This is a genomic window from Pseudomonas sp. A6, assembly GCF_052367875.1.
GTDB lineage: Bacteria > Pseudomonadota > Gammaproteobacteria > Pseudomonadales > Pseudomonadaceae > Pseudomonas > Pseudomonas citronellolis.
This window is the reverse complement of the sequence record NZ_CP198970.1, coordinates 5,550,959-5,576,239: the sequence shown is the minus strand read 5'-3', so window position 1 is coordinate 5,576,239 and position 25,281 is coordinate 5,550,959. Positions and strand designations below refer to the sequence as shown.

At 66.6% G+C, this 25,281-nt stretch carries 23 protein-coding genes; 16 read left to right on the top strand and 7 right to left on the bottom strand.

The features are described from left to right. Positions 1 to 237: 237 nt before the first annotated feature. From ACTWJ5_RS24485 to ACTWJ5_RS24470, 4 genes are all read right to left on the bottom strand, one after another. Positions 238 to 642 carry a SufE family protein gene (locus ACTWJ5_RS24485; RefSeq protein WP_444436724.1) on the bottom strand — a complete coding sequence of 135 codons (405 nt, stop codon included), beginning with the start codon at positions 640 to 642 and terminating at the stop codon, positions 238 to 240. Further along, positions 639 to 1,841 carry an aminotransferase class V-fold PLP-dependent enzyme gene (locus tag ACTWJ5_RS24480; protein ID WP_444436723.1) on the bottom strand — a complete coding sequence of 401 codons (1,203 nt, stop codon included), beginning with the start codon at positions 1,839 to 1,841 and terminating at the stop codon, positions 639 to 641. Before ACTWJ5_RS24480 ends, ACTWJ5_RS24485 begins: the two co-directional genes overlap by 4 nt. 88 nt (positions 1,842 to 1,929) lie before the next feature. Continuing rightward, complete coding sequence (dapD, locus tag ACTWJ5_RS24475; RefSeq protein WP_074985294.1) at positions 1,930 to 2,964, bottom strand: 2,3,4,5-tetrahydropyridine-2,6-dicarboxylate N-succinyltransferase; 1,035 nt, start codon at positions 2,962 to 2,964, stop codon at positions 1,930 to 1,932. 33 nt (positions 2,965 to 2,997) lie between these two features. Next, entirely contained in the window at positions 2,998 to 3,348 is a 351-nt protein-coding gene (locus ACTWJ5_RS24470; protein WP_009616622.1) for an ArsC family reductase, read from the bottom strand. A gap of 188 nt (positions 3,349 to 3,536) precedes the next feature. On the opposite strand from ACTWJ5_RS24470, the gene ACTWJ5_RS24465 reads away from it, so the two are divergent. Then, positions 3,537 to 5,198, top strand: a complete 1,662-nt coding sequence (locus ACTWJ5_RS24465; protein ID WP_061562512.1) for a Na+/H+ antiporter — start codon at positions 3,537 to 3,539, stop codon at positions 5,196 to 5,198. 297 nt (positions 5,199 to 5,495) lie between these two features. On the opposite strand, the gene dapC is transcribed toward ACTWJ5_RS24465, so the two are convergent. The 3 genes from dapC to map all read right to left on the bottom strand — a co-directional run bounded on the left by dapC (position 5,496) and on the right by map (position 10,332). After that, on the bottom strand, positions 5,496 to 6,692 hold the full coding sequence (gene dapC / locus ACTWJ5_RS24460) for a succinyldiaminopimelate transaminase (RefSeq protein WP_444436721.1): 1,197 nt from the start codon (positions 6,690 to 6,692) through the stop codon (positions 5,496 to 5,498). A 12-nt stretch (positions 6,693 to 6,704) separates the two neighbouring features. Continuing rightward, positions 6,705 to 9,407, bottom strand: coding sequence for a [protein-PII] uridylyltransferase (locus ACTWJ5_RS24455; RefSeq protein WP_253408201.1), 2,703 nt, complete (start codon positions 9,405 to 9,407; stop codon positions 6,705 to 6,707). A gap of 142 nt (positions 9,408 to 9,549) precedes the next feature. After that, complete coding sequence (gene map, locus ACTWJ5_RS24450; protein ID WP_009616630.1) at positions 9,550 to 10,332, bottom strand: type I methionyl aminopeptidase; 783 nt, start codon at positions 10,330 to 10,332, stop codon at positions 9,550 to 9,552. A 400-nt stretch (positions 10,333 to 10,732) separates the two neighbouring features. Here map and rpsB point away from each other — a divergent pair, with 400 nt between their 5' ends. The 15 genes from rpsB (at position 10,733) to rnhB (ending at position 25,203) form a co-directional block, all read left to right on the top strand. Next, on the top strand, positions 10,733 to 11,473 hold the full coding sequence (gene rpsB / locus ACTWJ5_RS24445; RefSeq protein ID WP_074985305.1) for a 30S ribosomal protein S2: 741 nt from the start codon (positions 10,733 to 10,735) through the stop codon (positions 11,471 to 11,473). A 125-nt stretch (positions 11,474 to 11,598) separates the two neighbouring features. After that, the gene (tsf, locus tag ACTWJ5_RS24440) at positions 11,599 to 12,468 is read left to right on the top strand and encodes a translation elongation factor Ts (protein WP_074985307.1); all 870 of its coding nucleotides are present in this window, start codon (positions 11,599 to 11,601) and stop codon (positions 12,466 to 12,468) included. A 204-nt stretch (positions 12,469 to 12,672) separates the two neighbouring features. Further along, on the top strand, positions 12,673 to 13,410 hold the full coding sequence (gene pyrH, locus ACTWJ5_RS24435; RefSeq protein WP_009616635.1) for a UMP kinase: 738 nt from the start codon (positions 12,673 to 12,675) through the stop codon (positions 13,408 to 13,410). A 1-nt stretch (position 13,411) separates the two neighbouring features. Further along, positions 13,412 to 13,969 carry a ribosome recycling factor gene (gene frr / locus ACTWJ5_RS24430; RefSeq protein WP_074985309.1) on the top strand — a complete coding sequence of 186 codons (558 nt, stop codon included), beginning with the start codon at positions 13,412 to 13,414 and terminating at the stop codon, positions 13,967 to 13,969. 16 nt (positions 13,970 to 13,985) lie between these two features. Beyond that, positions 13,986 to 14,741: a polyprenyl diphosphate synthase gene (uppS, locus tag ACTWJ5_RS24425; protein WP_074985310.1), complete on the top strand. Its 756-nt coding sequence runs from the start codon at positions 13,986 to 13,988 to the stop codon at positions 14,739 to 14,741. Next, positions 14,735 to 15,550, top strand: a complete 816-nt coding sequence (locus ACTWJ5_RS24420) for a phosphatidate cytidylyltransferase (RefSeq protein WP_084302065.1) — start codon at positions 14,735 to 14,737, stop codon at positions 15,548 to 15,550. Before uppS ends, ACTWJ5_RS24420 begins: the two co-directional genes overlap by 7 nt. Beyond that, on the top strand, positions 15,547 to 16,737 hold the full coding sequence (ispC, locus tag ACTWJ5_RS24415; protein ID WP_444436720.1) for a 1-deoxy-D-xylulose-5-phosphate reductoisomerase: 1,191 nt from the start codon (positions 15,547 to 15,549) through the stop codon (positions 16,735 to 16,737). The genes ACTWJ5_RS24420 and ispC overlap by 4 nt, the downstream gene beginning before the upstream one ends. 22 nt (positions 16,738 to 16,759) lie before the next feature. Further along, positions 16,760 to 18,112 carry an RIP metalloprotease RseP gene (gene rseP, locus ACTWJ5_RS24410; RefSeq protein ID WP_253408209.1) on the top strand — a complete coding sequence of 451 codons (1,353 nt, stop codon included), beginning with the start codon at positions 16,760 to 16,762 and terminating at the stop codon, positions 18,110 to 18,112. A 72-nt stretch (positions 18,113 to 18,184) separates the two neighbouring features. Then, positions 18,185 to 20,572 carry an outer membrane protein assembly factor BamA gene (gene bamA / locus ACTWJ5_RS24405; protein WP_444436719.1) on the top strand — a complete coding sequence of 796 codons (2,388 nt, stop codon included), beginning with the start codon at positions 18,185 to 18,187 and terminating at the stop codon, positions 20,570 to 20,572. Between the two features lie 48 nt (positions 20,573 to 20,620). Beyond that, on the top strand, positions 20,621 to 21,124 hold the full coding sequence (locus ACTWJ5_RS24400) for an OmpH family outer membrane protein (RefSeq protein ID WP_074985541.1): 504 nt from the start codon (positions 20,621 to 20,623) through the stop codon (positions 21,122 to 21,124). Continuing rightward, positions 21,124 to 22,185 carry a UDP-3-O-(3-hydroxymyristoyl)glucosamine N-acyltransferase gene (gene lpxD / locus ACTWJ5_RS24395; RefSeq protein ID WP_116423029.1) on the top strand — a complete coding sequence of 354 codons (1,062 nt, stop codon included), beginning with the start codon at positions 21,124 to 21,126 and terminating at the stop codon, positions 22,183 to 22,185. The genes ACTWJ5_RS24400 and lpxD overlap by 1 nt, the downstream gene beginning before the upstream one ends. Positions 22,186 to 22,233: 48 nt before the next feature. Next, a complete protein-coding gene (gene fabZ / locus ACTWJ5_RS24390; protein WP_253389760.1) occupies positions 22,234 to 22,674 on the top strand; it encodes a 3-hydroxyacyl-ACP dehydratase FabZ in 441 nt (146 codons plus the stop codon). Continuing rightward, a complete protein-coding gene (gene lpxA, locus ACTWJ5_RS24385; protein WP_009616654.1) occupies positions 22,671 to 23,447 on the top strand; it encodes an acyl-ACP--UDP-N-acetylglucosamine O-acyltransferase in 777 nt (258 codons plus the stop codon). Before fabZ ends, lpxA begins: the two co-directional genes overlap by 4 nt. Positions 23,448 to 23,449: 2 nt before the next feature. Continuing rightward, the gene (gene lpxB / locus ACTWJ5_RS24380; RefSeq protein ID WP_444436718.1) at positions 23,450 to 24,592 is read left to right on the top strand and encodes a lipid-A-disaccharide synthase; all 1,143 of its coding nucleotides are present in this window, start codon (positions 23,450 to 23,452) and stop codon (positions 24,590 to 24,592) included. Beyond that, entirely contained in the window at positions 24,592 to 25,203 is a 612-nt protein-coding gene (gene rnhB / locus ACTWJ5_RS24375) for a ribonuclease HII (protein WP_074985537.1), read from the top strand. Before lpxB ends, rnhB begins: the two co-directional genes overlap by 1 nt. Positions 25,204 to 25,281 lie beyond the last annotated feature (78 nt).

Genomic DNA, 25,281 nt, shown 5'->3' with positions numbered 1-25,281 from the left:
TTGCTGTTACTCCGCTCCCTCTCCCTAACCCTCTCCCTGAAGGGAGAGGGGACCGTTGGGCAGAGCTGGGTGTTCTGGAGTTAGCCGGCAACATCGAAGGTTTCCAGCTGAAACCATTCTTTCTCTCGGCACGGACTAGCCCCCTCTCCCTTCAGGGAGAGGGCTGGGGAGAGGGGACGGACTTCGATATCGCTCCGGAGTTGAGCTTGACTCGGTTGTTCGCGAGCAAGCTCGCTCCTACGAAACGAGTTCGCGCATGCGTTGGAGCACCGCATTCAGGCCATTGCTGCGCGAGGGCGACAACTGCCGGCCCAGGCCCAGGTCGTTGAACCATTGGCCCAGGTCCAGTTGCGCCAGTTCATCCCCCGGCAGCCCCTGCACCCGCACCAGCAGCAGCGCGATCAATCCGCGCAGCAGGCGTGCGTCGCTGGTGGCGCGGAAGTGCCAGGCGCCATCGCGTTGTTCGGCCACCAGCCAGACCAGGCTTTCGCAGCCGTGGATGCGGTTGGCTTCGTTGCGTTCTTCCTCGCCCAGCGGCTCCAGTCTGTCGCCCCACTGCATCAGCAGGCGCGCGCGCTGTTCCCAGGAGGCTTGGCCGGCAAAGGCTTCCAGTGCCTGGCGGGCGGCTTCGGGGAGGCTCATCGCAGCAGTTCCAGGGCGCCGTCGAGGGCGCGGAAGAAGCGCTCCAGGTCGGCGCCGTCGTTATACAGGGCGAGGGATACGCGGATGGCGCCGGGCAGGCCCAGGCGCTTGAGCAGCGGCATGGCGCAATGGTGTCCGGCGCGCACCGCCACGCCCTGTTCGGTGAGCAGATGGGCAAGGTCGGCGCTGTGCACGTCCCGCACCACGAAGCTGGCCAGCGCCGCCTGGGGTTCGCCCAGCAGGCGCACACCGTCGCGGGCGCGCAGCCCGGCCAGCAGCTGTGCGTGCAGCAGGGCCTCGTGGGCGGCCATTTCCGCGGCGTCCTGGCGGGTCAGCCAGTCGAGGCTGGCGCCCAGGCCGATCACCGCGCCTATGGCCGGAGTGCCGGCTTCGAAGCCCAGCGGCGCCGGGCGGAAGTGCGCGCTCTGGTAATCGGCGTTCTGCACCATCTCGCCGCCGAACTGCCAGTGGCGCAGGCGCGCCAGCGCGTCCGCGCGGCCCCAGAGCAGGCCCAGGCCCTCGGGGCCGTAGAGCTTGTGGCTGGAGAACACGTAGAAGTCGCAGCCCAGGGCGGACAGGCTGTGCCGGCCATGGACCACGCCCTGGGCGCCGTCCACCACGCTCAGCGCGCCTTGCGCGCGGGCCAGGGCCAGCAGCTCCGGCAGTGGCTGCCAGGTGCCGAGCACGTTGGACAACTGACTCACGGCGAGCAGGCGGGTGCTCGGGCCGATCAGCTGCCTGGCGGCCTCCAGGTCGATGACCCCGCGGTCGTCCAGCGGCAGCACCACCAGCTTCGCTCCGCGGCGCAGCGCCAGTTGCTGCCAGGGCAGCAGGTTGGCGTGGTGCTCCAGGGCGCTGATGGCGATCTCGTCGCCTTCGCCGAACAGCGGCTCCAGGCCGTAGGCCAGCAGGTTCAGGGCCTCGGTGGCGCCGTGGGTGAACACCAGTTGTTCCGGGCTGCCGGCGTCCAGCCATTGCGCCAGGCGTGTGCGCGTCGCCTCGAAGGCACGGGTGGCGCGTTCGCCGGGCAGGTGCTGGGCGCGATGGACGTTGGCCGCTCCGCTGGCGTAGTAGCCGGCCAGGGCGTCGAGCATGGCCTGGGGCTTCTGCGCGGTGGCGGCGCTGTCGAGGTAGGTCTGCTCCTCGGCTGCCAGCGCGGCGAGGGCAGGGAAGGCGGAGCGCCAGGGGGAAAGAAGCATGGCTGTAAGCCTGAAGCTGGAAGCTGGAAGCTGGAAGTGCCTTGTGCAGCCCGCTTCCGGCTTTTGGCTTCCAGCTTTCAGCTCTGACTTAGTTATGCGCGTGCAGCGCTTCGTTCAGCTCGATGGCGGTCTTGTTGGTCTTGCACTCCACCGCGCCGGTCTGCGAGTTGCGGCGGAACAGCAGGTCCGGCTGGCCGGCCAGGTCGCGGCCCTTGACCACCTTGACCAGGTTGTTCTGGTCGTCCAGCAGCGCCACCTTGGTGCCGGCGGTGACGTACAGGCCGGCTTCGACGATGTTGCGGTCGCCCAGCGGGATGCCGATGCCGGCGTTGGCGCCGATCAGGCAGCCTTCGCCGACGCTGATGACGATGTTGCCGCCGCCGGACAGGGTGCCCATGGTCGAGCAGCCGCCGCCCAGGTCCGAACCCTTGCCGACGAACACGCCGGCCGAGACGCGGCCTTCGATCATGCCCGGGCCTTGGGTGCCGGCGTTGAAGTTGACGAAGCCTTCGTGCATCACGGTGGTGCCTTCGCCGATGTAGGCGCCCAGTCGCACGCGGGCGGTGTCGGCGATGCGCACGCCGGCCGGGACCACGTAGTCGGTCATTTTCGGGAACTTGTCCACCGAGAAGACTTCCAGCAGCTTGCCCTTCAGGCGAGCTTCCAGTTGCAGCTCGGCCAGTTCGGCCAGGTCGATGGCGCCGATGTTGGTCCAGGCCACGTTCGGCAGCAGCGGGAAGATGCCCGACAGGTTGACGCCATGCGGCTTGACCAGGCGGTGCGAGAGCAGGTGCAGCTTCAGGTAGGCCTCGGGAGTGGAGGCGGGGGCGGCGTCTTCGGCCAGCAGGGTGGCGACCAGCGGCTTCTGGCTTTCGGCCAGGCGGTTGAGCAGGGCGGCCTGGGCCGGGGCGATGGTCTTCAGCGCGTCGGCCAGTTGGTAGGCCTGCTGGTTGCTGAAGGCAATGGCCTGGTTGCCGTTCTCGTAACCGAGGATCGGCGCGACGGCGGCGACCAGCTCGGCGGCCGGGTTCAGCAGCGGTTGCGCGTAGAAGACTTCCAGCCAGGCGTCCTGGCGGTTCTGGGAGCCGACGCCGAAGGCCAGACTGAAGAGGGATTGGGACATGTGTGGTTCCTCGAAAAAACGGTAAAAAAAGTATCAGGCCAGCGCGGCGGCGTAGGCGTCGGGCTTGAAGCCGACCAGGGTGCGGTCGCCAAGGTCCAGCACCGGACGCTTGATCATCGACGGCTGGGCGAGCATCAGCTCGATCGCGCGGGACTCGTCGAGGTCGGCTTTCTGCGCCTCGTCGAGCTTGCGGAAGGTGGTGCCGGCGCGGTTCAGGACCGTCTGCCAGCCATGCTCGGCGCACCATTGTTCAAGGTGCGCGCGGTCTATTCCGCTAGTCTTGTAGTCGTGGAAGGCATAGTCGACGCCGTGTTCCTCAAGCCAGGTGCGGGCTTTCTTCATGGTGTCGCAGGCCTTGATTCCATAGATGGTCCGCTGGGTCATGGGCGGCGCTCCTCGTCGTTCCTTTGGCAAGCGCGGGATTATGCCATTTTCCCGTGAACTTGCGGGGGCGGGGAGGGCGGGACGATTCTTTTGCGATTGCAATAGTCTATTGCTCGCCCGGGGGCTGATGGAGAGCGTCTCTGGATGTTCAAATGGGGCGCCGCGAACTGGCGACTGGGAGATCGTCGATGCAAACCGTTTATACCGTGCTCATCCTGCTGCTGGTGGTCGGGGGCACGCGCCTGCTGGCGCAACTGCTGCCCTTGCCGCTGCCGCTGATCCAGATCGCCTCGGGGGCGGTCCTGGCCTGGCCCAGCCTGGGGTTGCACGTGGCGCTGGACCCGGAGCTGTTCATGTTCCTGTTCATTCCGCCGCTGTTGTTCGCCGATGGCTGGCGCATGCCCAAGGGCGAGTTCTGGCAGATGCGCTGGCCGATCCTGACCATGGCCTTCGCCCTGGTGCTGTTCACCGTGGCTGGCGGTGGCGCCTTCATCCATCTGCTGATTCCCGAGATTCCCTGGGCCGCCGCCTTCGCCCTGGCCGCGGTGCTGTCGCCCACCGACGCCCTGGCGGTATCGGCGATCGCCCAGAACCGCCTGCCGCGGCGGCTGATGCACGTGCTGCAGGGCGAGGCGCTGATGAACGACGCCTCGGGCCTGGTGGCCTTCAAGTTCGCCGTGGCCGCGGCCATGACCGGCGCCTTCTCGCTGCTCGACGCCAGCCTGAGCTTCCTGCTCGTGGCGGTGGGCGGCCTGGCCTGCGGCGTGGTGCTGAGCTGGCTGCTGGGGCGCATCCGCGCCTGGATGATCCGCCGCGGCTGGGACGACCCGGCCACCCACGTGGTGCTCATGCTGTTGCTGCCCTTCGCCGTCTACATGGTCGCCGAGGAGCTGGGCGTCTCCGGCATTCTCGCGGCGGTGGCGGCGGGCATGATGCAGAGCTGGACCGACCTGCTGCCGCGACAGACCCATACCCGCGTGCTCAACCGCAGCGTCTGGTCGATGCTGGAGTTCGCCTTCAACGGCGTGGTGTTCCTGCTGCTGGGCCTGCAACTGCCGGACATCCTCAAGTCGGTGACGCACCACGCCGGCGACAGCCTGTGGCGTTCCTCGCAACTGCTGTTCTACGTGCTGGCGGTGTACGCCGTGCTGATCCTGCTGCGTTTCGCCTGGGTCTGGTGCTACTGGAAGCTGTCTCTGCGCTTCGAGCGCTGGTGGGGCATCGAGCTGGGCGGCAAGCCCGGCGAGCCGGTGCTGCGGCTGTCGGCGATCTCGGCGCTGGGCGGGGTGCGCGGGGCGGTGACACTGGCCGGCGTGCTGTCGGTGCCGCTGCTGCTGGGCAGCGGCGAGGCCTTCCCGCAGCGCGACCTGATCATCTTCATCGCCGCCGGGGTGATCCTGGTTTCGCTGCTGGCGGCCACCCTGGGCCTGCCGGCCTTGCTCAAGGGGCTGCCGGTGGCCAGCAACGACCAGTCCGAGCTGGAGTACCGCTCGGTATGGCGGCGCACCGCGGTGGCGGCCATCCGCATGCTGGAGAAGGAGGAAATGCCGGCCGGCGAGAAGGTGGATGCCGAGGAGGCTGCGCGGTTGGCGGAGGTGAAGGCGCGGTTGATGGCCGAGTACCGCCAGCAGCTCGACCCGGCTCCGGACAGCGCCGAGGCGCGGGAGCGGGCGCGCAGCCTGGAGCTGGCCGACCAGGCCCTGCGCATCAAGGCGCTGCGCACTCAGCGCCTGGAGCTGTACCAGCTGCGCCGGGAGAACCTGGTGGACGACGAGACCATGCGCAAGGTGCTCGGCGACCTGGACTCCCAGGAGGCCTGGCTGACCAGCAAGGCGGGGCGGTGGGTGTAGAGCGGCTGCAGGCGGCAGGCTGCAGGCTCCAGGCGGCTCCGAGGTTGATCTGGGCGTGGGCTGTGGCCCTGGTGAGGCGGCGTATAACCGCGAACGGTTATACGCCCTACGTCGCGGGTGGGCCTGGCGTAGGGCGGATAACGTTCGACGTTATCCGCCGCCTGGCCATGGCTCCGGGTGGCTCCGTAAAAGGCTCTTCGTAGGATCTAGGGGGACGCCTAGTCCTTGCTCGCGAACGAACCCCGCAGCGGAGTCCGTTCGCGAGCAAGCTCGCTCCTACAGGGGAGGGGAAGGGCGTTACCTGGCCTGGACGAAACGCTTGATTCGTTCGGCCGCTTCCACGCATTCCGCCAGCGGGGCGACCAGGGCCATGCGCACTCGGTTGGCGCCGGGGTTCTCGCCGTTCACTTCGCGGGACAGATAGGAGCCCGGCACCACGGTGACGTGCTGCTGGTCGAACAGGCCACGGCAGAACTCGGTGTCGGCGATGGGCGTTTTCGCCCACAGGTAGAAGCTGCCGTCCGGGCGCTGCACGTCGAGCACGCCGGCGAGGATGTCCAGCACCGCGGCGAACTTCTCGCGGTACAGGTCGCGGTTGGCGCGCACGTGGTCTTCGTCCTGCCAGGCGGCGATGCTGGCCAGTTGGGTCTGCACCGGCATGGCGCAGCCGTGGTAGGTGCGGTACAGGAGGAATTTCTTCAGCACCTCGGCGTCGCCGGCGACGAAGCCCGAGCGCAGGCCCGGCAGGTTGGAGCGCTTGGACAGGCTGTGGAACACCACGCAGCGCTTGAAGTCCGAGCGGCCCAGTTCGACGCAGGCGCTGAGCAGGCCGGGCGGCGGGTTCTGCTCGTCGAAGTACAGCTCGCTGTAGCACTCGTCGGCGGCGATCAGGAAGTCGTGCTGGTCGGCCAGGGCGATCAGCTTCTTCAATTCGGCGAGGGGGACAAGCGCGCCGGTGGGGTTGCCCGGGGAGCAGAGGAAGAGGATCTGGCAGCGCTGCCAGACGTCCGCCGGCACCGCGTCGAAGTCCGGATTGAAGCCGTTCCCGGCGCGGCAGGCCAGGTAGTGCGGTTGCGCGCCGGCCAGCAAGGCCGCGCCTTCGTAGATCTGGTAGAAGGGGTTGGGGCTGATCACCAGGCCGTTCTTGCTGCGGTCCACTACCGCCTGGGTGAAGGCGAACAGCGCCTCGCGGGTGCCGTTCACCGGCAGCACGTGGCGGGCGGCGTCCAGCCAGCCTGCGGGGACGCCGAAGCGGCGCTCGCACCAGGCGGCGATGGTTTCGCGCAGCGCCGGCAGGCCCAGGGTAGTCGGGTACACCGCCAGTTGGTCGAGGCTGTCGGCCAGGGCCTTGGCGACGAATTCCGGCGAGCGGTGCTTGGGCTCGCCGATGGACAGCGCGATGTGCGGCAGCCCGGCCGGCGGCTGGGCGCCGGCGAGCAGGGCGCGGAGCTTCTCGAAGGGGTAGGGCTGGAGCAGGTCGAGGTCTGGGTTCATGTGAATCGCTCGTCAGATGCTGATGCGGACCGGAACGGTTTCCTGGCCGTTGGCCTGTGAAAGCTGCTCGACCAGGGCCGCCTGCAGTCGCTTGCACAGGTCCGGGTCGGAGAGTGGCTGGTTGTGCGCGTCGGTGACGTAGAACACGTCCTCCACGCGCTCGCCGAGGGTGGCGATCTTGGCGTTGCGCACCGACAGGTCGAAGTCCAGGAACAGCCCACCGATGCGCGCCAGCAGGCCCGGGCGGTCGGGGGCGATGACCTCGAGCACGCTGACCTGGCGCGAGGCGTCGGTGGAAATGGTCACCAGCGGCGCGAAGGCGAAGTGCTTGAGCTGCCGGGGCACGCGGCGCTGGATGATGTTCGGGTAGTCGTCGGGGTTCTTCAGCGCGTCTACCAGGCCCTGGCGGATTTCGGCGATGCGCTGGGGATTGTCGCCGATCGAGCCGCCATCGGCGTCGAGCACTATGTAGGTGTCGAGGGTGAACAGGCTGGTGGAGGTGATGATCCGCGCGTCCTGGATGTTCAGGTTGAGCTGGTCCATCGCCGCCACGGTCACGGCGAAGAAGTCGTGCTGGTCGGCGGCGTAGATGAAGATCTGCGTGCCGCCCTCGAACTCGCGCTGGGTGGTTTCCTTGATCAGCACCAGCGGCGTGCCGTCGTCCGGGTGCTGGAGGATGGCCTCGGTATGCCAGGCCACGTCGGCGGCGCTGTGGCGCAGGAAGTAGTCGTCGCCCAGCTGGCTCCAGAGCTGCTCGGCGTCGTCCTGGTCGATGCCGTCGCGCACCAGGATGTCGATGGCCGCGCTCTGCGTCTGGCGGATCTGCTCCTCGCGGTCCAGCGGGTTCTCCAGGCCGCGGCGCAGGGCGCGCTTGGTCTCGGTGTAGAGCTGGCGCAGCAGGCTGGCGCGCCAGGAGTTCCACAGGCTCGGGTTGGTGGCGTTGATGTCGGCCACGGTGAGCACGTAGAGGTAGTCCAGGCGCGTCTGGTCGCCGACCAGTTGGGCGAAGTCGAAGATCACCTGCGGGTCGGAGAGGTCCTTGCGCTGCGCGGTGGTGGACATCACCAGGTGGTTCTGCACCAGCCAACTGACCAGTTGAGTGTCCCACTGCGGCAGCTGGTGGCGCTGGCAGAACAGCTCGGCGTCCACCGCGCCCAGCTCGGAATGGTCGCCGCCACGGCCCTTGGCGATGTCGTGGTAGAGCCCGGCGAGGTAGATCAGCTCCGGCTTGGGCAGGCGCTCCATGATCTTGCTGGCCAGCGGGTACTTCTCGGCCATGTCCGGGCGCTGCAGCTTGCGCAGGTGCTTGATCAGGTTGAGGGTGTGGGCGTCCACCGTATAGATGTGGAACAGGTCGTGCTGCATCTGCCCGATGATCAGGCCGAACTCCGGCAGGTAGCGGCCGAGGATGCCGTAGCGGTTCATCCGCCGCAGGTTGCGATGGATGCCTTCGCGGCACTTGAACAGCTCGATGAACAGGCTGGTGTTGCGGATGTCGTGGCGGAAGTCGTCGTCGATCAGGTGCCGGCTGTCGCGCAGCAGACGAATGGTGTCGGCGCGCACGCCCTTGATCGCCGGGTGCTGGGCCATCAGCACGAAGATTTCCAGGAGGGCGAAGGGGGTGCGCTTGAAGACGTTGGCGTTGGTCACTTCCAGGTAGCCGTCGCGGACCTGGAAGCGGCTGTTCAGCGGCGTCACCTGGCCGCCTTCGCCGGCGCGCAGGATGACTTCCTCGAAGTGCTGCATGATCAGGTCGTTCAGCTCGGAGACCGCCATCACCACCCGGTAGTACTTCTGCATGAAGCGCTCGACGGCCAGCTTGGCGTCGTTGTCCTGGTAGCCGAGCATCCCGGCGATGCGCCGCTGGTGGTCGAACAGCAGGCGGTCCTCGGCGCGCCCGGCGAGCATGTGCAGGGCGTAGCGGACCTTCCAGAGGAATTCCTGGCAGGAGGCCAGCACGCTGGACTCGCTTTCCACCAGGAAGCCTTCCTTGACCAGCGCGTGCAGGTTGAGGCTGCCGAAGTGGCGGCGGGCCACCCAGAGGATGGTCTGGATGTCGCGCAGCCCGCCGGGCGAGCCCTTCACGTTGGGCTCCAGGTTGTATTCGGTGTCGTTGTATTTGGTGTGGCGGTGGATCTGTTCCTTGCGCTTGGCAAGGAAGAACTGGCCGCTGGGCCACATCTGGCTGGTGGCCGTGGCTTCGAGCATGCGCTGGCGCAGGTGGTCGGGGCCGGAGATGGTCCGGCACTCCATCAGGTTGGTCACCACCGTCAGGTCGGCGCGCGCTTCCTCGGCGCATTCGGCCACCGAGCGCACGCTCTGGCCGACTTCCAGGCCGATGTCCCAGAGCAGGGTGAGGAAGCCCTCGATGGGCTCGCGGAAGACCTCCTGGTCCTCGCTGTCGAGCAGCACAAGGATGTCGATGTCCGAGTGCGGGTGCAACTCGCCGCGGCCGTAGCCGCCCACCGCCACCAGGGCGATGTCGGCGTCCTCGCACCAGGCGAAGCGCTGCCAGGCCTGCTGCAGGATCTGGTCGACGAACCAGGCGCGGTCCTCGATCAGCCGGCGGATGTCACGGCCGCCGTTGAAGCGCGCGTCCAGCACCTCGTTGGCCTGGCGGATGGCCTTCTTGAAGGCGGGGATGGGGCTGGATTTGAGGGCCAGTTCCGCCTGGAACTGCCCAGGGTCGAACAACTCGGGATCCACCTGCGGCATGGCGGCCTTCCTGATTCTGGGATGGGGGGAGGGCAGGGGCAAGTCATCGTCCGGGCCTGGGGCGCGTGGCGCCAGGCCCGGCGAGGGTGCCGGGCCGGGATTTCTATGTTCTACCCAGCCGTCGGCGAGATTGCAACGCCGCTCACGCGCTGGTGCGCGGGAAGCTCTCGTCGTTGCGCAGGGTGAGGATCTCGTAGCCGTCGGCGGTCACCAGCACGGTGTGCTCCCACTGGGCGGAGAGCTTGCGGTCCTTGGTGATGGCGGTCCAGCCGTCGCCCAGCAGGCGGGTTTCCGGGCGGCCCTGGTTGATCATCGGCTCGATGGTGAAGATCATCCCTTCCTTGAGTTCCAGGCCGGTGCCGGCGCGGCCGTAGTGCAGCACCTGGGGCTCTTCGTGGAACACCTTGCCGATGCCGTGGCCGCAGTACTCGCGGACCACCGAGAAGCCGTTCTTCTCGGCGTACTTCTGGATCACCTCGCCGATATCGCCCAGGCGCGCGCCGGGCTTGACCACGGAAATGCCCTTGTACATGCATTCCTGGGTGATCTGGCACAGACGGTCGGCCCACTCCGGGGTCTTGCCCACCAGGAACATCTTGCTGGTGTCGCCGTGGTAGCCGTCCTTGATGACGGTGATGTCGATGTTGACGATGTCGCCTTCCTTGAGCGGCTTCTCGTTGGGGATGCCGTGGCAGACGACGTGGTTGATCGAGGTGCAGATGGACTTGGGGAAGCCCTTGTAGTTCAGGGGTGCGGGGATGGCCTGCTGGACGTTGACTATATAGTCGTGGCAGATGCGGTCCAGTTCGTCGGTGGTGACCCCGGGCTTGACGTGCTCGCCGATCATTTCCAGCACCTCGGCGGCCAGGCGGCCGGCGATGCGCATTTTCTCGATGTCTTCGGGCGTCTTGATGGTGACGGTCATTGGGATTTCCTGGGGCGGACGGCAAAAGCGATAGCTTACCATTTTCACGGGCGGCAGGCTCTATGGGGCTGGAGGCTGGAGGCTGGAGGCTGGAGGCTGGAGCGAGGAATGCCTGCTCTTGTAGGAGCGAGCTTGCTCGCGAACGGGACTCGCGCCTACGCCGTTCGCGAGCAAGCTCGCTCCTGCGAAAAGCGAAGAGCGGCGGTACGTCGTCCGGCTTCCAGCTTCTAGCCTCCAGCGGCTTTGTGTGATATAAAGCGCCCCGCTTTTGCAGGCTATGGCCTGTTCAAGCCTAACCCACACATGCATCGACACGATGACCTGGGTGCCTTCTCGCCACGTGCGGAGGGTTGGTCATTGGGATGCATGGAGGCCCAACCCGACTTATCGAGGAACTATCATGTCCCAAGTCAACATGCGCGATATGCTGAAGGCCGGTGTGCACTTCGGCCACCAGACCCGTTACTGGAACCCGAAAATGGGCAAGTTCATTTTCGGCGCGCGCAACAAGATCCACATCATCAACCTGGAAAAGACCCTGCCGCTGTTCAACGATGCCCTGACCTTCGTTGAGCGCCTGGCCTCGGGCAAGAACAAGATCCTGTTCGTCGGCACCAAGCGTTCCGCCGGCAAGATCGTTCGCGAAGAAGCCGCCCGTTGCGGCATGCCGTACGTCGACCACCGTTGGCTGGGCGGCATGCTCACCAACTACAAGACCATCCGTCAGTCGATCAAGCGCCTGCGCGAGCTGGAAACCCAGCAGCAGGACGGCACCTTCGACAAGCTGACCAAGAAAGAAGCCCTGATGCGCACCCGTGATCTGGAAAAACTGGATCGCAGCCTGGGCGGCATCAAGGACATGGGCGGCCTGCCGGACGCGCTGTTCGTGATCGACGTCGACCACGAGCGCATCGCCATCACCGAAGCCAACAAGCTGGGCATCCCGGTCATCGGCATCGTCGATACCAACAGCAGCCCGGACGGCGTCGACTACGTCATCCCCGGTAACGACGACGCCATCCGCGCCGTGCAACTCTACCTGGGTTCGATGGCCGAAGCCGTACTGCGCGGCCGTCAGAACGCCCAGGGCGGTGCCGACGAGTTCGTCGAAGAAGCGCCGGCCGAATCCGCCGAAGGCTGATTCCGGGACGTCCAGACGTCCAGCGGTGCGCAAAAAGGGGGCCTGGCCCCCTTTTTGCCACTCCCGAATTCCGCCCGGCCCGCCGGGCGATCTGGTTTTGAGAACCAACTCAAGAGGATTTGCAAATGGCAGAGATCACTGCAGCACTGGTTAAAGAACTGCGCGAGCGCACCGGCCAGGGCATGATGGAGTGCAAGAAGGCCCTGGTTGCCGCCGAAGGCGACATCGAGAAGGCCATCGACGACATGCGCGCTTCGGGCGCCATCAAGGCTGCCAAGAAGGCCGGCAACATCGCCGCCGAAGGTTCCATCGCGGTGAAAGTGGCCGACGACGCCAAGGCCGCCACCATCATCGAAGTCAACTCGCAGACCGACTTCCTGGCCCTGCAGGACGACTTCAAGAACTTCGTCGCCGCCAGCCTGGACAAGGCCGTCGCGCAGAAGCTGACCGACGCCGCTCCGCTGATCGCCGAGCAGGAGTCCGCCCGTGAAGCCCTGGTCGCCAAGTGCGGCGAGAACGTCAACATCCGTCGTCTGGCCCGCGCCGAAGGCGACGTGGTCGGCGCCTACCTGCACGGTCACCGCATCGGCGTACTGGTCACCCTGAAAGGCGGCAACGCTGAACTGGCCCGTGACATCGCCATGCACGTCGCCGCCAGCAACCCGCAGTTCCTGGACCCGTCGCAGGTTTCCGAAGACGCCGTGGCCAAGGAAAAGGAAATCTTCCTGGCGCTGAACGCCGACAAGATCGCCGGCAAGCCGGAAAACATCGTCGAGAACATGGTCAAGGGCCGCATCAACAAGTTCCTCGCCGAAGCCAGCCTGGTCGAGCAGCCGTTCGTCAAGGATCCGGAAGTCAAGGTCGGTGAACTGGCCAAGAAAGCCGGCGCCGAGATCGTCTCCTTCGTTCGCTTCGAAGTGGGCGAGGGCATCGAGAAGGCCGAGGCCGACTTCGCTGCCGAGGTTGCTGCTCAAGTAGCTGCATCCAAGCAATAAGACGGTTTCCACCGTCGCCCCGGAAGAGGCTGCCCGCTCGCGCGTGCGGCCTCTTCGTCAAAGTGGGGAGACCATTCGGGGCGGTCTCCGCGGCTTCGCACCGTTCGTCGGTTCGCGGCGCTGCTAGCCTGGTAGGGCCAGGCTTCCCCGACAGGCGCCCGGACAGGCGCCCCGCATTCCACATCGCCGCAGGAGAAAAAGGTCATGGCTCAGCAGCTGAGCGCTCGTCAACCTCGCTATAAACGCATTCTTCTAAAACTGAGCGGCGAAGCCCTGATGGGCAGCGAAGAGTTCGGTATCGATCCGAAAGTCCTGGACCGCATGGCCCTGGAGATCGGCCAACTGGTCGGTATCGGCGTGCAGGTCGGCCTGGTCATCGGCGGCGGCAACCTGTTCCGCGGCGCGGCCCTGTCGGCGGCCGGCATGGACCGCGTCACCGGCGACCACATGGGCATGCTGGCCACCGTGATGAACGGCCTGGCCATGCGCGACGCCCTGGAGCGCTCCAACATCACCGCCATCGTCATGTCGGCCATCAGCATGGTCGGCGTCACCGACCACTACGACCGCCGCAAGGCCATGCGCCACCTCGCCAGCGGCGAAGTGGTGATCTTCTCCGCCGGTACCGGCAACCCCTTCTTCACCACCGACTCGGCCGCCTGCCTGCGCGCCATCGAAATCGATGCCGACGTGGTGCTGAAGGCGACCAAGGTCGATGGTGTGTACACTGCCGATCCGTTCAAGGACCCGAACGCCGAGAAGTTCGAGCGCCTGACCTACGATGAAGTGCTCGACCGCAAGCTGGGCGTGATGGACCTGACCGCCATCTGCCTGTGCCGCGACCAGAAAATGCCGCTGCGGGTGTTCAACATGAACAAGCCGGGCGCGCTGCTGAATATTGTTGTTGGTGGTGCCGAGGGCACCCTGATCGAGGAGGATTGACATGATCAACGAGATCAAGAAAGAAGCGCAGGAGCGCATGGGCAAGGCCCTGGAGGCCCTGGGTCACGCCTTCGCCAAGATCCGCACCGGCCGTGCGCACCCGAGCATCCTGGACAGCGTCATGGTGTCCTACTACGGCTCCGACACCCCGCTGCGCCAGGTCGCCAACGTCACCGTCGAGGATTCCCGCACCCTGGCCCTGAACGTGTTCGACAAGAGCATGATCCAGGCGGTCGAGAAGGCCATCATGACCTCCGACCTGGGCCTGAACCCGGCCACCGCCGGCACCACCATCCGCGTCCCCATGCCGGCCCTGACCGAGGAAACCCGCAAGGGCTTCACCAAGCAGGCCCGCGCCGAGGCCGAGCAGGCCCGCGTCTCCGTGCGCAACATCCGCCGCGACGCCCTGGCCCAGCTCAAGGACCTGCAGAAGGAAAAGGAAATCAGCGAGGACGAAGAGCGTCGCGCCGGGGACGAAGTGCAGAAGCTCACCGACAGGTTCGTCGCCGAGATCGACAAGGCCCTCGAGGCCAAGGAAACGGATCTGATGGCCGTCTGACGGCCAGGTTGCAGTCATGGACAAGACCAAGCAGGTGGCCGCGGTGCCACGTCACGTGGCCATCATCATGGACGGCAACAACCGCTGGGCGAAGAAGCGCCTGCTGCCCGGCGTTGCCGGGCACAAGGCCGGCGTCAGCGCGGTGCGTGCGGTGGTCAAGACCTGCGCCGAGGCCGGTGTCGAGGTCCTGACGCTGTTCGCCTTCTCCAGCGAGAACTGGCAGCGCCCGGTCGACGAGGTCGGTGCGCTCATGGAGCTGTTCCTCATGGCCCTGCGCCGCGAGGTGCGCAAGCTCGACGAGAACGGCATCCGCCTGCGCATCATCGGCGACCGCAGCCGCTTCCATCCGGAGCTGCAAGCCGCCATGCGCGAAGCGGAGAACCTCACCGCCGGCAACAAGGGGCTGCTGCTGCAGGTGGCGGCCAACTACGGCGGCCAGTGGGACATCACCCAGGCCGCCCAGCGCCTGGCCCGCGAAGTGCAGGCCGGGCACCTGGTGCCGGACGACATCACCCCCGGGCTGATCCAAGGTTGCCTGACCACCGGCGACCAGCCGTTGCCGGACCTGTGCATCCGCACCGGCGGCGAGCACCGCATCAGCAACTTCCTGTTGTGGCAGCTGGCCTACGCCGAGCTGTACTTCTCCGATCTCTACTGGCCGGACTTCAAGAGCGCGGCGATGCGCGAAGCGCTGGCCGACTATGCCACCCGCCAGCGTCGCTTCGGCAAGACCAGCGAGCAGGTGCAGGCCGAGGCCCCCCCGTCATGCTGAAACAACGGATCATCACGGCGCTGGTGCTGCTGCCCATCGCGCTGGGTGGTTTCTTCCTCCTCGATGGCCTCGCCTTCGCGCTGTTCATCGGCCTGGTGGTGACCCTCGGTGCCTGGGAATGGGCGCGCCTGGCCGGCTACAACGAGCAGCCGGCCCGCGTCGGCTATGCCGGCGTGGTCGCGCTGCTGATGCTGCTGCTGTACTGGCTGCCGCAGCTGGCCGGCGCCGTGCTGCTGCTGGCGGTGCTCTGGTGGCTGCTGGCTACCGTGATGGTGCTCACCTACCCGGACAGCGCCTCCAGCTGGGGCGGCCGCTGGCGCCGCCTGCTGATCGGCCTGCTGATCCTGCTGCCGGCCTGGCAGGGGTTGGTGGTGCTCAAGCAGTGGCCGCTGGCCAACTGGCTGATCGTCGCGGTCATGGTGCTGGTCTGGGCCGCCGACATCGGCGCCTATTTTTCCGGCAAGGCCTTCGGCAAGCGCAAGCTGGCGCCGCGGGTCAGCCCCGGCAAGAGCTGGGAAGGCTTCTACGGCGGCCTGGCGCTGAGCCTGGCGATCACCTTCGCGGTGGCCATCTACCGTGACTGGTCGGTGCGCGAACTGCTGCTGGCGCTGCCCTGCGCGGCCGTGGTGGTGGCGCTGTCGGTGGTCGGCGACCTGACCGAGAGCATGTTCAAGCGCGAATCGGGCCTGAAGGACAGCAGCAACCTGCTGCCCGGCCACGGCGGCGTCCTCGACCGCATCGACAGCCTGACCGCGGCCATCCCGGTCTTCACCGTGCTGCTCTGGGCCAGCGGCTGGGGCACGCCATGAGCGCGCCGCAGCAAGTCTGCGTGCTGGGGGCCACCGGCTCCATCGGCCTGAGCACCCTGGATGTCCTCGCGCGGCATCCGCAGCGTTACAGCGTCTTCGCCATCACCGGGCATTCCCGCCTCGCCGAACTGGAGGCCCTGTGCCTGGCCCATCGGCCGCGCTTCGCGGTGGTCGCCAGCGACGAGCAGGCCCGCCATCTGCAGGGCGCCCTGCAGGCCGAAGGCCTGGCCACTCGCGTACTGGTGGGCGAGCCGGGGCTGTGCGAAGTCGCCGGCCATCCGGACGTGGACGTGGTCATGGCGGCCATCGTCGGCGCCGCCGGCCTCAAGCCGACCCTGGCGGCGGTGCAGGCCGGCAAGCGCGTGCTGCTGGCCAACAAGGAGGCGCTGGTGATGTCCGGCGCCCTGTTCATGCACCAAGTGCAGGCCCACGGTGCGGTGCTGCTGCCGATCGACAGCGAGCACAATGCCATCTTCCAGTGCATGCCCGGTGACTACGCCCGGGGCCTGGGCCAGGTCGGCGTGCGACGCATCCTGCTGACCGCCTCCGGCGGCCCGTTCCGCGAGACGCCGCTGGATCAACTGTCAGAAGTTTCCCCGGAGCAGGCCTGTGCCCACCCCAACTGGTCCATGGGGCGGAAGATTTCCGTCGACTCGGCCAGCATGATGAACAAGGGCCTGGAACTGATCGAGGCCTGCTGGCTGTTCGATGCCCCGCCGTCGAAGGTGGAGGTGGTGATCCATCCGCAGAGCGTGATCCATTCCCTGGTCGACTACGTGGATGGCTCGGTGCTCGCCCAGTTGGGCAACCCCGACATGCGCACACCCATCGCCCACGCCCTGGCCTGGCCCGAGCGCATCGACTCCGGGGTGTCGCCGCTGGATCTGTTCGGCATCGCCCGCCTGGACTTCCAGGCCCCCGACGAACAGCGCTTCCCCTGCCTGCGCCTGGCACGCCAGGCGGCCGAGGCGGGCGGCAGCGCGCCGGCGATGCTCAATGCCGCCAACGAGGTGGCGGTGGCCGCATTCCTCGAACGGCGCATCCGTTTCACCGAGATCGCGGTTATCATCGACGAGGTGCTGAACCGCGAGGCTGCCACGCCGGTCGAAAGCCTCGACGTGGTGCTGGAGGCCGACCGCCGTGCGCGCGAAGCCGCGCAGGCCTGGTTGCATGGGCGTGGTCGCTAGGCCCTGAGCCCTGGAGGTAGAGATGAGCGCACTTTACATGGTCGTCGGGCTGATCATCGCCCTTGGCGTCCTGGTGACATTCCACGAGTTCGGTCACTTCTGGGTGGCGCGCCGCTGTGGGGTCAGGGTGCTGCGCTTCTCGGTGGGCTTCGGCACGCCCCTGGTGCGCTGGCACGACCGCCACGGCACCGAATTCGTGGTGGCCGCCATCCCCCTGGGCGGCTACGTGAAGATGCTCGACGAGCGCGAGGGCGAGGTGCCCCTCGACCAGCTCGACCAGGCCTTCAACCGCAAGACGGTATTCCAGCGCATCGCCATAGTCGCGGCCGGCCCTGTGGCCAACTTCCTGCTGGCCATCCTGTTCTTCTGGATCCTCGCCATGCTGGGCACCCAGCAGGTGCGCCCGGTCATCGGCTCCATCGTGCCCGACAGCCCGGCGGCGCTGGGCGGCCTGGCCGCCGGCCAGGAAGTGCTGGCGGTGGATGGCGAGCCGGTGGACGGCTGGGCGGCGGTCAACCTGCGCCTGGTGCGGCGCCTGGGCGAGACCGGCGAGTTGAGCGTCAGTGTGCGCGAGCCGGGCTCCTCGGCGCAGAGCCTGCACCAGTTGCCGATCAAGGCCTGGCTGAAGAGCGCGGACAACCCCGATCCCATCGGCGGCCTGGGCATCCAGCCGTGGCGCCCGGCCATGCCGCCGGTGATCGCCGAGCTGGACCCGCAGGGCCCCGGCAAGGCCGCGGGCCTGGCCATCGGCGACCGGCTGCTGCGGGTGGACGGCCAGGCGGTGGACGACTGGCAGCAGGTGGTCGACAAGGTACGCGCTCGTCCGGAGCAGTCCGTGAGCATCGCCCTGCTGCGTGACGGCCAGGAGCGCGAGCTGACCCTGAAACTGGCGGCGAAAGGCGAGGGCAAGGCCCGTGCCGGTTACCTGGGGGCCGGTGTGGCCAGTGGCCAGTGGCCGGCGGAAATGCTCCGCGAAGTCAGTTTCGGTCCGGTCGCCGCGGTGGGCGAAGCGCTCTCCCGAACCTGGTCGATGAGTCTGCTAACCCTGGATTCTCTAAAGAAAATGGTGCTGGGCCAGCTCTCGGTAAAAAACTTGAGCGGGCCGATAACCATTGCTAAAGTGGCGGGCGCTTCGGCCCAGTCCGGCGTAGGGGATTTTCTGCATTTCCTCGCCTATCTGAGCATTAGTTTGGGGGTGCTCAACCTGTTGCCGATTCCCGTCCTCGATGGCGGGCATCTGCTGTTCTACCTGGTCGAGTGGGTGCGTGGCCGCCCATTGTCAGAGCGGGTCCAGGCTTGGGGGATGCAGATCGGCATCAGCCTGGTCGTTGGGGTCATGTTGCTGGCCCTGGTCAACGATCTGAGTCGACTGTAGCTGCCATTGGGTTTCTGATCTGCCGCCTCACGCGGCAGATTCTTTATTTGTCAGTTGGAAAAAAAGGACTCCATGAAACGCTTTCTGTTACCCGCGGCTCTTTCCGCGTTGATGATCGCCCAGGTTCACGCAGAGTCCTTCACAGTTTCCGACATCCGCGTCAACGGCCTGCAGCGCGTATCCGCGGGTAGCGTGTTCGCCGCCCTGCCGCTGAACGTCGGCGACCAGATCGATGACCGCCGTCTGGTCGAGGCGACCCGCTCGCTGTTCAAGACCGGCTTCTTCCAGGATATCCACCTCGGCCGCGATGGCAACGTACTGGTCATCGACGTGGTCGAGCGCCCGTCCATCTCTAGCATCGAGATCGAAGGCAACAAGGCCATCAGCACCGAAGACCTGATGAAGGGCCTCAAGCAGTCCGGCCTGGCCGAAGGCGAAATCTTCCAGCGCGCCACCCTCGAAGGCGTGCGCAACGAGCTGCAGCGCCAGTACGTGGCCCAGGGCCGCTACTCGGCCAACATCGAGACCCAGGTCACTCCGCAGCCGCGCAACCGCGTGGCGCTGAAGATCACCGTCAACGAAGGCACGGTCGCAGCCATCGCCCACGTCAACGTGGTCGGCAACACCGTGTTCTCCGACGAGGACCTGACCGGCCTCTTCGAGCTGAAGGAAACCAACTGGCTGTCCTTCTTCAAGAACGACGACAAGTATTCCCGCGAGAAGCTCTCCGGCGACCTGGAACGCCTGCGCTCCTACTACCTGGACCGCGGTTATATCCACATGGATATCGCCTCCACCCAGGTGTCCATCACGCCGGACAAGAAACACGTCTACATCACCGTCAACATCAACGAGGGTGAGAAGTACAAGGTCCGCGAAGTGAAGCTGACCGGCGACCTCAAGGTGCCGGAAGAGGAAATCAAGAAGCTGATGCTGGTCGAGCCGGGCCAGGTGTTCTCGCGCAAGGTGATGACCTCCACCTCCGACCTGATCACCCGCCGCCTGGGCAACGAGGGCTACACCTTCGCCAACGTCAACGGCGTGCCGGAAGCCCATGACGACGACAAAACCGTGTCCATCACCTACGTGGTCGACCCGGGCAAGCGCGCCTACGTCAACCGCATCAACTTCCGCGGCAACACCAAGACCGAAGACCAGGTGCTGCGCCGCGAGATGCGCCAGATGGAAGGCGGCTGGGCCAGCACCTACCTGATCGACCAGTCCAAGCAGCGCCTGGAGCGCCTGGGCTACTTCAAGACGGTCAACGTCGAGACCCCGGCCGTTCCGGGCACCGACGACCAGGTGGACGTCAACTACAGCGTGGAAGAGCAGCCCTCCGGCTCCATCACCGCCAGCATCGGCTTCGCCCAGGATGCCGGCCTGATCCTCGGCGGCTCGATCAGCCAGAACAACTTCCTGGGTACCGGCAACAAGGTCAGCATCGGCCTGACCAAGTCCGACTACCAGACCCGCTACAACTTCGGCTTCGTCGACCCCTACTGGACCGTCGACGGCGTGAGCCTGGGCTACAACGCCTTCTACCGCAAGACCGACTACGACAAGCTCGACGTCGACGTCTCCGACTACTCGGTGAACAGCCTCGGCGCCGGCGTCAGCATCGGCTACCCGATCAGCGAGACCTCGCGCCTGACCTACGGCCTGACCGTGCAGCGCGACACCATCGACACCGGCGCCTACACCGTCGACGAGATCTTCGACTTCCTTGAGAAGGAAGGCGACAACTTCACCAACTTCAAGGCCTCCATCGGCTGGTCCGAGTCCACCCTGAACAAGGGCGTGCTGGCCACCCGCGGCCACTCGCAAAGCCTGGTGCTGGAATCGACCATCCCCGGCAGCGACCTGTCGTTCTACAAGCTGGACTATCGCGGCCAGATCTTCGCGCCGCTGTCCGACACCTACACCATGCGCTTCCACACCGAGCTGGGCTACGGCGACGGCTACGGCTCCACCGATCGCCTGCCGTTCTACGAGAACTACTACGCCGGCGGCTTTAACTCGGTGCGCGGCTTCAAGGACAGCTCCCTCGGCCCGCGCAGTACGCCGAGCGTCGCCGACCCCGCGACCAGCATCGTGTCGGGTGGCCCCGACGCCCGTGGCCGCTACACTGACCCGGACCAGGATCCGCAGGCCTTCGGTGGTAACGTGATGATCACCGGCGGCGCCGAACTGCTGTTCCCGCTGCCCTTCGTCAAGGACCAGAGCCAACTGCGTACCGTGCTGTTCTGGGACGTGGGCAACGTGTTCGACTCCGACTGCCCGCTGTCCACCACCCAGGGTTGCGACGGTATCAAGCTGAACGACATGGCCATGTCCGTGGGTGTCGGTCTGACCTGGATCACTGCGCTCGGCCCGCTGAGCTTCAGCCTCGGTACCCCGATCAAGAAGCCGGACAACGCGGAAACCCAGATCTTCCAGTTCTCCCTGGGGCAGACCTTCTGATTCGCCATCTTGTTGTATAGACAACCTAGCTTTGTGCAGGAGTGCAATGTGCGTAAGTTGACCCAGTTCGTCCTGATCACCGCCGCCCTGATGGCGAGCCCCGCGTTCGCCGACATGAAGATCGCGGTGCTCAACTACCAGATGGCGCTCCTCGAGTCCGATGCGGCCAAGCAGTACGCCGTCGACGCCGAGAAGAAATTCGGCCCGCAACTGACCAAGCTGCGCGCCCTGGAAAGCGACGCCAAGGCCCTGCAGGACAAGCTGGTCAACGGCGGCAGCAAGCTGTCCAAGTCCGAGCGCGACAAGGCCGAGGACGACTTCAAGCAGAAGGCCCGCGACTTCCAGTTCCAGTCCAAGGAGCTGAACGAAGCCAAGGCCTCCGCCGACCGCGAAATGCTCAAGAAGCTCAAGCCGAAGCTGGACCAGGCCGTCGAGGAAACCATCAAGAAGGGCGGCTACGACCTGGTGGTCGAGCGCGGCGCGGTGGTCGACGTCAAACCCCAGTACGACATCACCCGCCAGGTCATCGAGCGGATGAACCAACTGCGCTGATGATGAGCCCGCGGTCCCATACCCTCGCCGAACTGGCCGCTCAGCTCCAGGCGGAGCTGCGTGGCGACCCGGCCGTGGTCATCCACGGCCTGGCCACCCTGCAGGATGCCGGCCCGGAGCAACTGAGTTTCCTGGCCAACCCGCAGTACCGCAAGTTCCTGGCCGACAGCCGGGCCGGCGCGGTGCTGCTCACCGCCGCCGACGCCGAAGGCTTCACCGGCAACGCGCTGGTGGTGCCCGACCCCTACCTGGCCTACGCCGGGTTGTCGCACCAGTTCGATCCCAAGCCCAGGGCGCTTGCCGGCATCCATCCCACCGCGGTGGTCGATGCCAGCGCCAGCGTCGATCCCGCGGCCAGCATCGGCCCCTACGTGGTGATCGAGGCCGGCGCGCAGATCGGCGCCGGCGTCACCCTCGGCGCCCACTGCTTCGTCGGCGCGCGCAGCGTGATCGGCGAGGGCGGTTGGCTGGCCCCGCGCGTGACCCTCTACCACGACGTGCGCATCGGCAAGCGCGTGGTCATCCAGTCCGGCGCCGTGCTCGGCGGCGAAGGCTTCGGCTTCGCCAAGCAGCAGGGCGTCTGGCAGAAGATCGCGCAGATCGGCGGCGTCACCATTGGCGACGACGTCGAGATCGGCGCCAACACCACCATCGACCGTGGTGCGCTGTCCGATACCCTGGTTGGCAACGGCGTCAAGCTGGACAACCAGATCATGATCGCGCACAACGTACAGATCGGCGATCACACCGCCATGGCCGGCTGCTGCGGGATTTCCGGCAGCGCCAAGATCGGCAGGCATTGCATGCTCGCCGGCGGCGTCGGCCTGGTCGGACACATCGAGATCTGCGACAACGTCTTCGTCACCGGCATGACCATGGTCACCCGCTCGATCACCGAGCCGGGCGCCTACTCATCCGGCACGGCCATGCAGCCCGCCGCTGAATGGAAGAAGAGCGCTGCCCGTATTCGCCAGTTGGACGACATGGCCCGTCGTCTGCAACAGCTGGAAAAGCGCCTGGCCGCCGTGACCCCGAGCGGAGACACTCCATCTGATGCGTGAGTCACGCATTTTTTGGCGTTTCCCTTTTCTGAACAGGCTCCCCTGAACATGATGGACATCAACGAGATTCGCGAATACCTGCCTCATCGCTACCCCTTCCTGCTGGTGGACCGGGTGGTAGAGCTGGACATCGAAGGCAAGCGCATTCGCGCCTACAAGAATGTCAGCATCAACGAGCCGTTCTTCAATGGCCACTTCCCGCAGCACCCGATCATGCCCGGCGTGCTGATCATCGAGGCCATGGCCCAGGCGGCCGGCATCCTCGGCTTCAAGATGCTCGACGTGAAGCCGGCCGACGGCACCCTGTACTACTTCGTCGGCTCCGACAAGCTGCGCTTCCGCCAGCCGGTGCTGCCGGGCGACCAGCTGAACCTGCATGCCCAGTTCATCAGCGTGAAGCGCGGCATCTGGAAGTTCGACTGCCACGCCACCGTCGATGACAAGGCGGTGTGCTCGGCCGAAATCATCTGTGCGGAACGCAAACTATGAGTTTGATCGATCCTCGCGCCATCATCGATCCGCGGGCAAAGCTGGCCGACGACGTAGAGGTGGGCCCCTGGTCCATCGTCGGGCCGGATGTGGAAATCGGCGAAGGTACGGTGATCGGTCCGCACGTGGTGCTCAAGGGCCCCACGAAGATCGGCAGACACAACCGGATTTTCCAGTTCTCCAGCGTCGGCGAGGACACTCCCGACCTGAAGTACAAGGGCGAGCCGACTCGCCTGGTGATCGGCGACCACAACGTGATCCGCGAGGGTGTGACCATCCACCGCGGCACCATCCAGGACCGCTCGGAAACCACCATCGGCGACCACAATCTGTTCATGGCCTACGTTCACGTCGGCCATGACAGCGTGATCGGCAACCACTGCATCCTGGTCAACAACACCGCGCTGGCTGGCCACGTGCACGTGGACGACTGGGCGATCCTCTCCGGCTACACCCTGGTGCACCAGTTCTGCCGCATCGGCGCCCACAGCTTCTCCGGCATGGGCACCGCCATCGGCAAGGACGTACCGGCCTACGTGACCGTCTTCGGCAACCCCGCCGAGGCGCGCAGCATGAACTTCGAGGGCATGCGCCGCCGTGGCTTCAGCGCCGAGGCCATCCACGCCCTGCGCCGGGCCTACAAGGTGGTGTACCGCCAGGGCCTGACCGTGGAGGAGGCGCTCGCCGAGCTGGCCGAGTCCGCCGCGCAGTTCCCGGAAGTCGCGGTGTTCTGCGACTCCATCCAGAGCGCCACCCGCGGCATCACCCGCTGACCATGGCTGCGGGCACCGGCAAGCTGCGCGTCGCCCTGGTGGCGGGCGAGGCCTCGGGGGACATCCTCGGCGCCGGCCTGATGCAGGCCCTGCGCGAACGCTACCCCGAAATCGAGTTCATCGGTGTTGGCGGCCCGCGTATGCAAGCCCAGGGCCTGGTTTCCGAATTCCCCATGGAGCGCCTGGCGGTCATGGGCCTGGTCGAGGTCCTCGGCCGCCTGCGCGAGCTGCTGCGCCGGCGCAAGGACCTGATCCGCACCCTGATACTCGCGCGTCCCGACGTCTTCATCGGCATCGACGCGCCGGACTTCAACCTCGGGCTGGAGCTGCAACTGCGCCGCGCCGGCATTCGCACCGTGCACTACGTCAGCCCCTCGGTCTGGGCCTGGCGGCAGAAGCGCGTGCTGAAGATCAAGCAGGCCTGCGACCTGATGCTGGCGCTGTTCCCCTTCGAGGCGAAGTTCTACGAAGAGCACGGCGTGCCGGTGCGCTTCGTCGGCCATCCGCTGGCCAACACCATCCCCCTGGAAGCCGACCGCGCCGCCGCGCGCGAGCAGCTCGGCCTGCCGGCCGACGCCCAGGTGGTGGCGCTGCTGCCGGGCAGCCGCGGTGGCGAGGTGGGCAAGCTCGGCGCACTGTTCTTGGATACCGCCGAACGCCTGCTGCAGCAGCGCCCGGGCCTGCGCTTCGTGCTGCCCTGCGCCAGCCCCGAGCGGCGCGCACAACTGGAGCAGATGCTGCAGGGCCGCCAACTGCCGCTGCAACTGCTCGACGGACAGTCCCACGAGGCCCTGGCTGCCTGTGACGCGGTGCTGATCGCCTCCGGCACAGCGACCCTCGAAGCGCTGCTGTACAAGCGGCCGATGGTCGTGGCCTACAAGGTCGCGCCGCTGACCTATGCCATCCTCAAGCGCCTGGTGAAGAGCCCCTACATCTCGCTGCCGAACCTGCTCGCCGGGCGCCTGCTGGCCCCCGAGCTGATCCAGGACGCGGCGACCCCCGAGGCCCTGGCGCAACACCTGTTGCCGCTGCTGGACGACGGCAGCGCGCAGACCGAATCCTTCGACGCCATCCACCGCGCCCTGCGCCAGGATGCGTCCGCGCAGGCCGCCGAAGCGGTGCTCGCCCTGGTGGAGAAACGCTGATGCAGATGGGCCTGGATTTCGACCTGGTCGAGGAACTGGTGGCCGGTGTCGACGAGGTGGGCCGCGGCCCGCTCTGCGGCCCGGTGGTCACCGCCGCGGTGATCCTCGACCCGGCGCGGCCGATCATCGGCCTGAACGACTCGAAGAAGCTCAGCGAGGCGCGCCGCGAGGTGCTGTTCGACGAAATCCGCGAGAAGGCCCTGGCCTGGTTCATCGCCCGCGCCGAGGTCGAGGAGATCGACCGGCTGAACATCCTCCACGCCACCATGCTGGCCATGCAGCGCGCGGTGGAGGGCCTGAGCGTCACCCCGAAACTGGCGCTGATCGACGGCAACCGCTGCCCGAAACTCAGGGTGCCGGCGGCCCCGGTGGTGCAGGGCGATGCCAAGGTGCCGGCCATCGCCGCCGCTTCCATCCTGGCCAAGGTCTCCCGCGACCGCGAGATGCAGGAAATGGAAGCCCTCTACCCGGGCTACGGCATCGGCGGGCACAAGGGCTACCCGACCCCGGTGCACCTGGAAGCCCTCAAGCGCCTGGGCCCGACGCCCATCCACCGACGCTCCTTCGCCCCGGTGCGCGCGCTGCTGGAAAGCCCGTCCGGCATCCTCTGAGCGCCGCAGGGCGGCAGTGGCGATCTGAAGCCTGTAGCTTTGCGGAGCGGGCCGGTACAATCGGCCGCTTATCGTTTC

Coding starts and splice junctions, on each gene's coding strand:
- ACTWJ5_RS24485 (WP_444436724.1), bottom strand. CDS start 642: ATGAGCCTCCCCGAAGCCGCCCGCCAGGCACTGGAAGCCTTTGCCGGC.
- ACTWJ5_RS24480 (WP_444436723.1), bottom strand. CDS start 1,841: ATGCTTCTTTCCCCCTGGCGCTCCGCCTTCCCTGCCCTCGCCGCGCTG.
- dapD (WP_074985294.1), bottom strand. CDS start 2,964: ATGTCCCAATCCCTCTTCAGTCTGGCCTTCGGCGTCGGCTCCCAGAAC.
- ACTWJ5_RS24470 (WP_009616622.1), bottom strand. CDS start 3,348: ATGACCCAGCGGACCATCTATGGAATCAAGGCCTGCGACACCATGAAG.
- ACTWJ5_RS24465 (WP_061562512.1), top strand. CDS start 3,537: ATGCAAACCGTTTATACCGTGCTCATCCTGCTGCTGGTGGTCGGGGGC.
- dapC (WP_444436721.1), bottom strand. CDS start 6,692: ATGAACCCAGACCTCGACCTGCTCCAGCCCTACCCCTTCGAGAAGCTC.
- ACTWJ5_RS24455 (WP_253408201.1), bottom strand. CDS start 9,407: ATGCCGCAGGTGGATCCCGAGTTGTTCGACCCTGGGCAGTTCCAGGCG.
- map (WP_009616630.1), bottom strand. CDS start 10,332: ATGACCGTCACCATCAAGACGCCCGAAGACATCGAGAAAATGCGCATC.
- rpsB (WP_074985305.1), top strand. CDS start 10,733: ATGTCCCAAGTCAACATGCGCGATATGCTGAAGGCCGGTGTGCACTTC.
- tsf (WP_074985307.1), top strand. CDS start 11,599: ATGGCAGAGATCACTGCAGCACTGGTTAAAGAACTGCGCGAGCGCACC.
- pyrH (WP_009616635.1), top strand. CDS start 12,673: ATGGCTCAGCAGCTGAGCGCTCGTCAACCTCGCTATAAACGCATTCTT.
- frr (WP_074985309.1), top strand. CDS start 13,412: ATGATCAACGAGATCAAGAAAGAAGCGCAGGAGCGCATGGGCAAGGCC.
- uppS (WP_074985310.1), top strand. CDS start 13,986: ATGGACAAGACCAAGCAGGTGGCCGCGGTGCCACGTCACGTGGCCATC.
- ACTWJ5_RS24420 (WP_084302065.1), top strand. CDS start 14,735: ATGCTGAAACAACGGATCATCACGGCGCTGGTGCTGCTGCCCATCGCG.
- ispC (WP_444436720.1), top strand. CDS start 15,547: ATGAGCGCGCCGCAGCAAGTCTGCGTGCTGGGGGCCACCGGCTCCATC.
- rseP (WP_253408209.1), top strand. CDS start 16,760: ATGAGCGCACTTTACATGGTCGTCGGGCTGATCATCGCCCTTGGCGTC.
- bamA (WP_444436719.1), top strand. CDS start 18,185: ATGAAACGCTTTCTGTTACCCGCGGCTCTTTCCGCGTTGATGATCGCC.
- lpxD (WP_116423029.1), top strand. CDS start 21,124: ATGATGAGCCCGCGGTCCCATACCCTCGCCGAACTGGCCGCTCAGCTC.
- fabZ (WP_253389760.1), top strand. CDS start 22,234: ATGATGGACATCAACGAGATTCGCGAATACCTGCCTCATCGCTACCCC.
- lpxA (WP_009616654.1), top strand. CDS start 22,671: ATGAGTTTGATCGATCCTCGCGCCATCATCGATCCGCGGGCAAAGCTG.
- lpxB (WP_444436718.1), top strand. CDS start 23,450: ATGGCTGCGGGCACCGGCAAGCTGCGCGTCGCCCTGGTGGCGGGCGAG.
- rnhB (WP_074985537.1), top strand. CDS start 24,592: ATGCAGATGGGCCTGGATTTCGACCTGGTCGAGGAACTGGTGGCCGGT.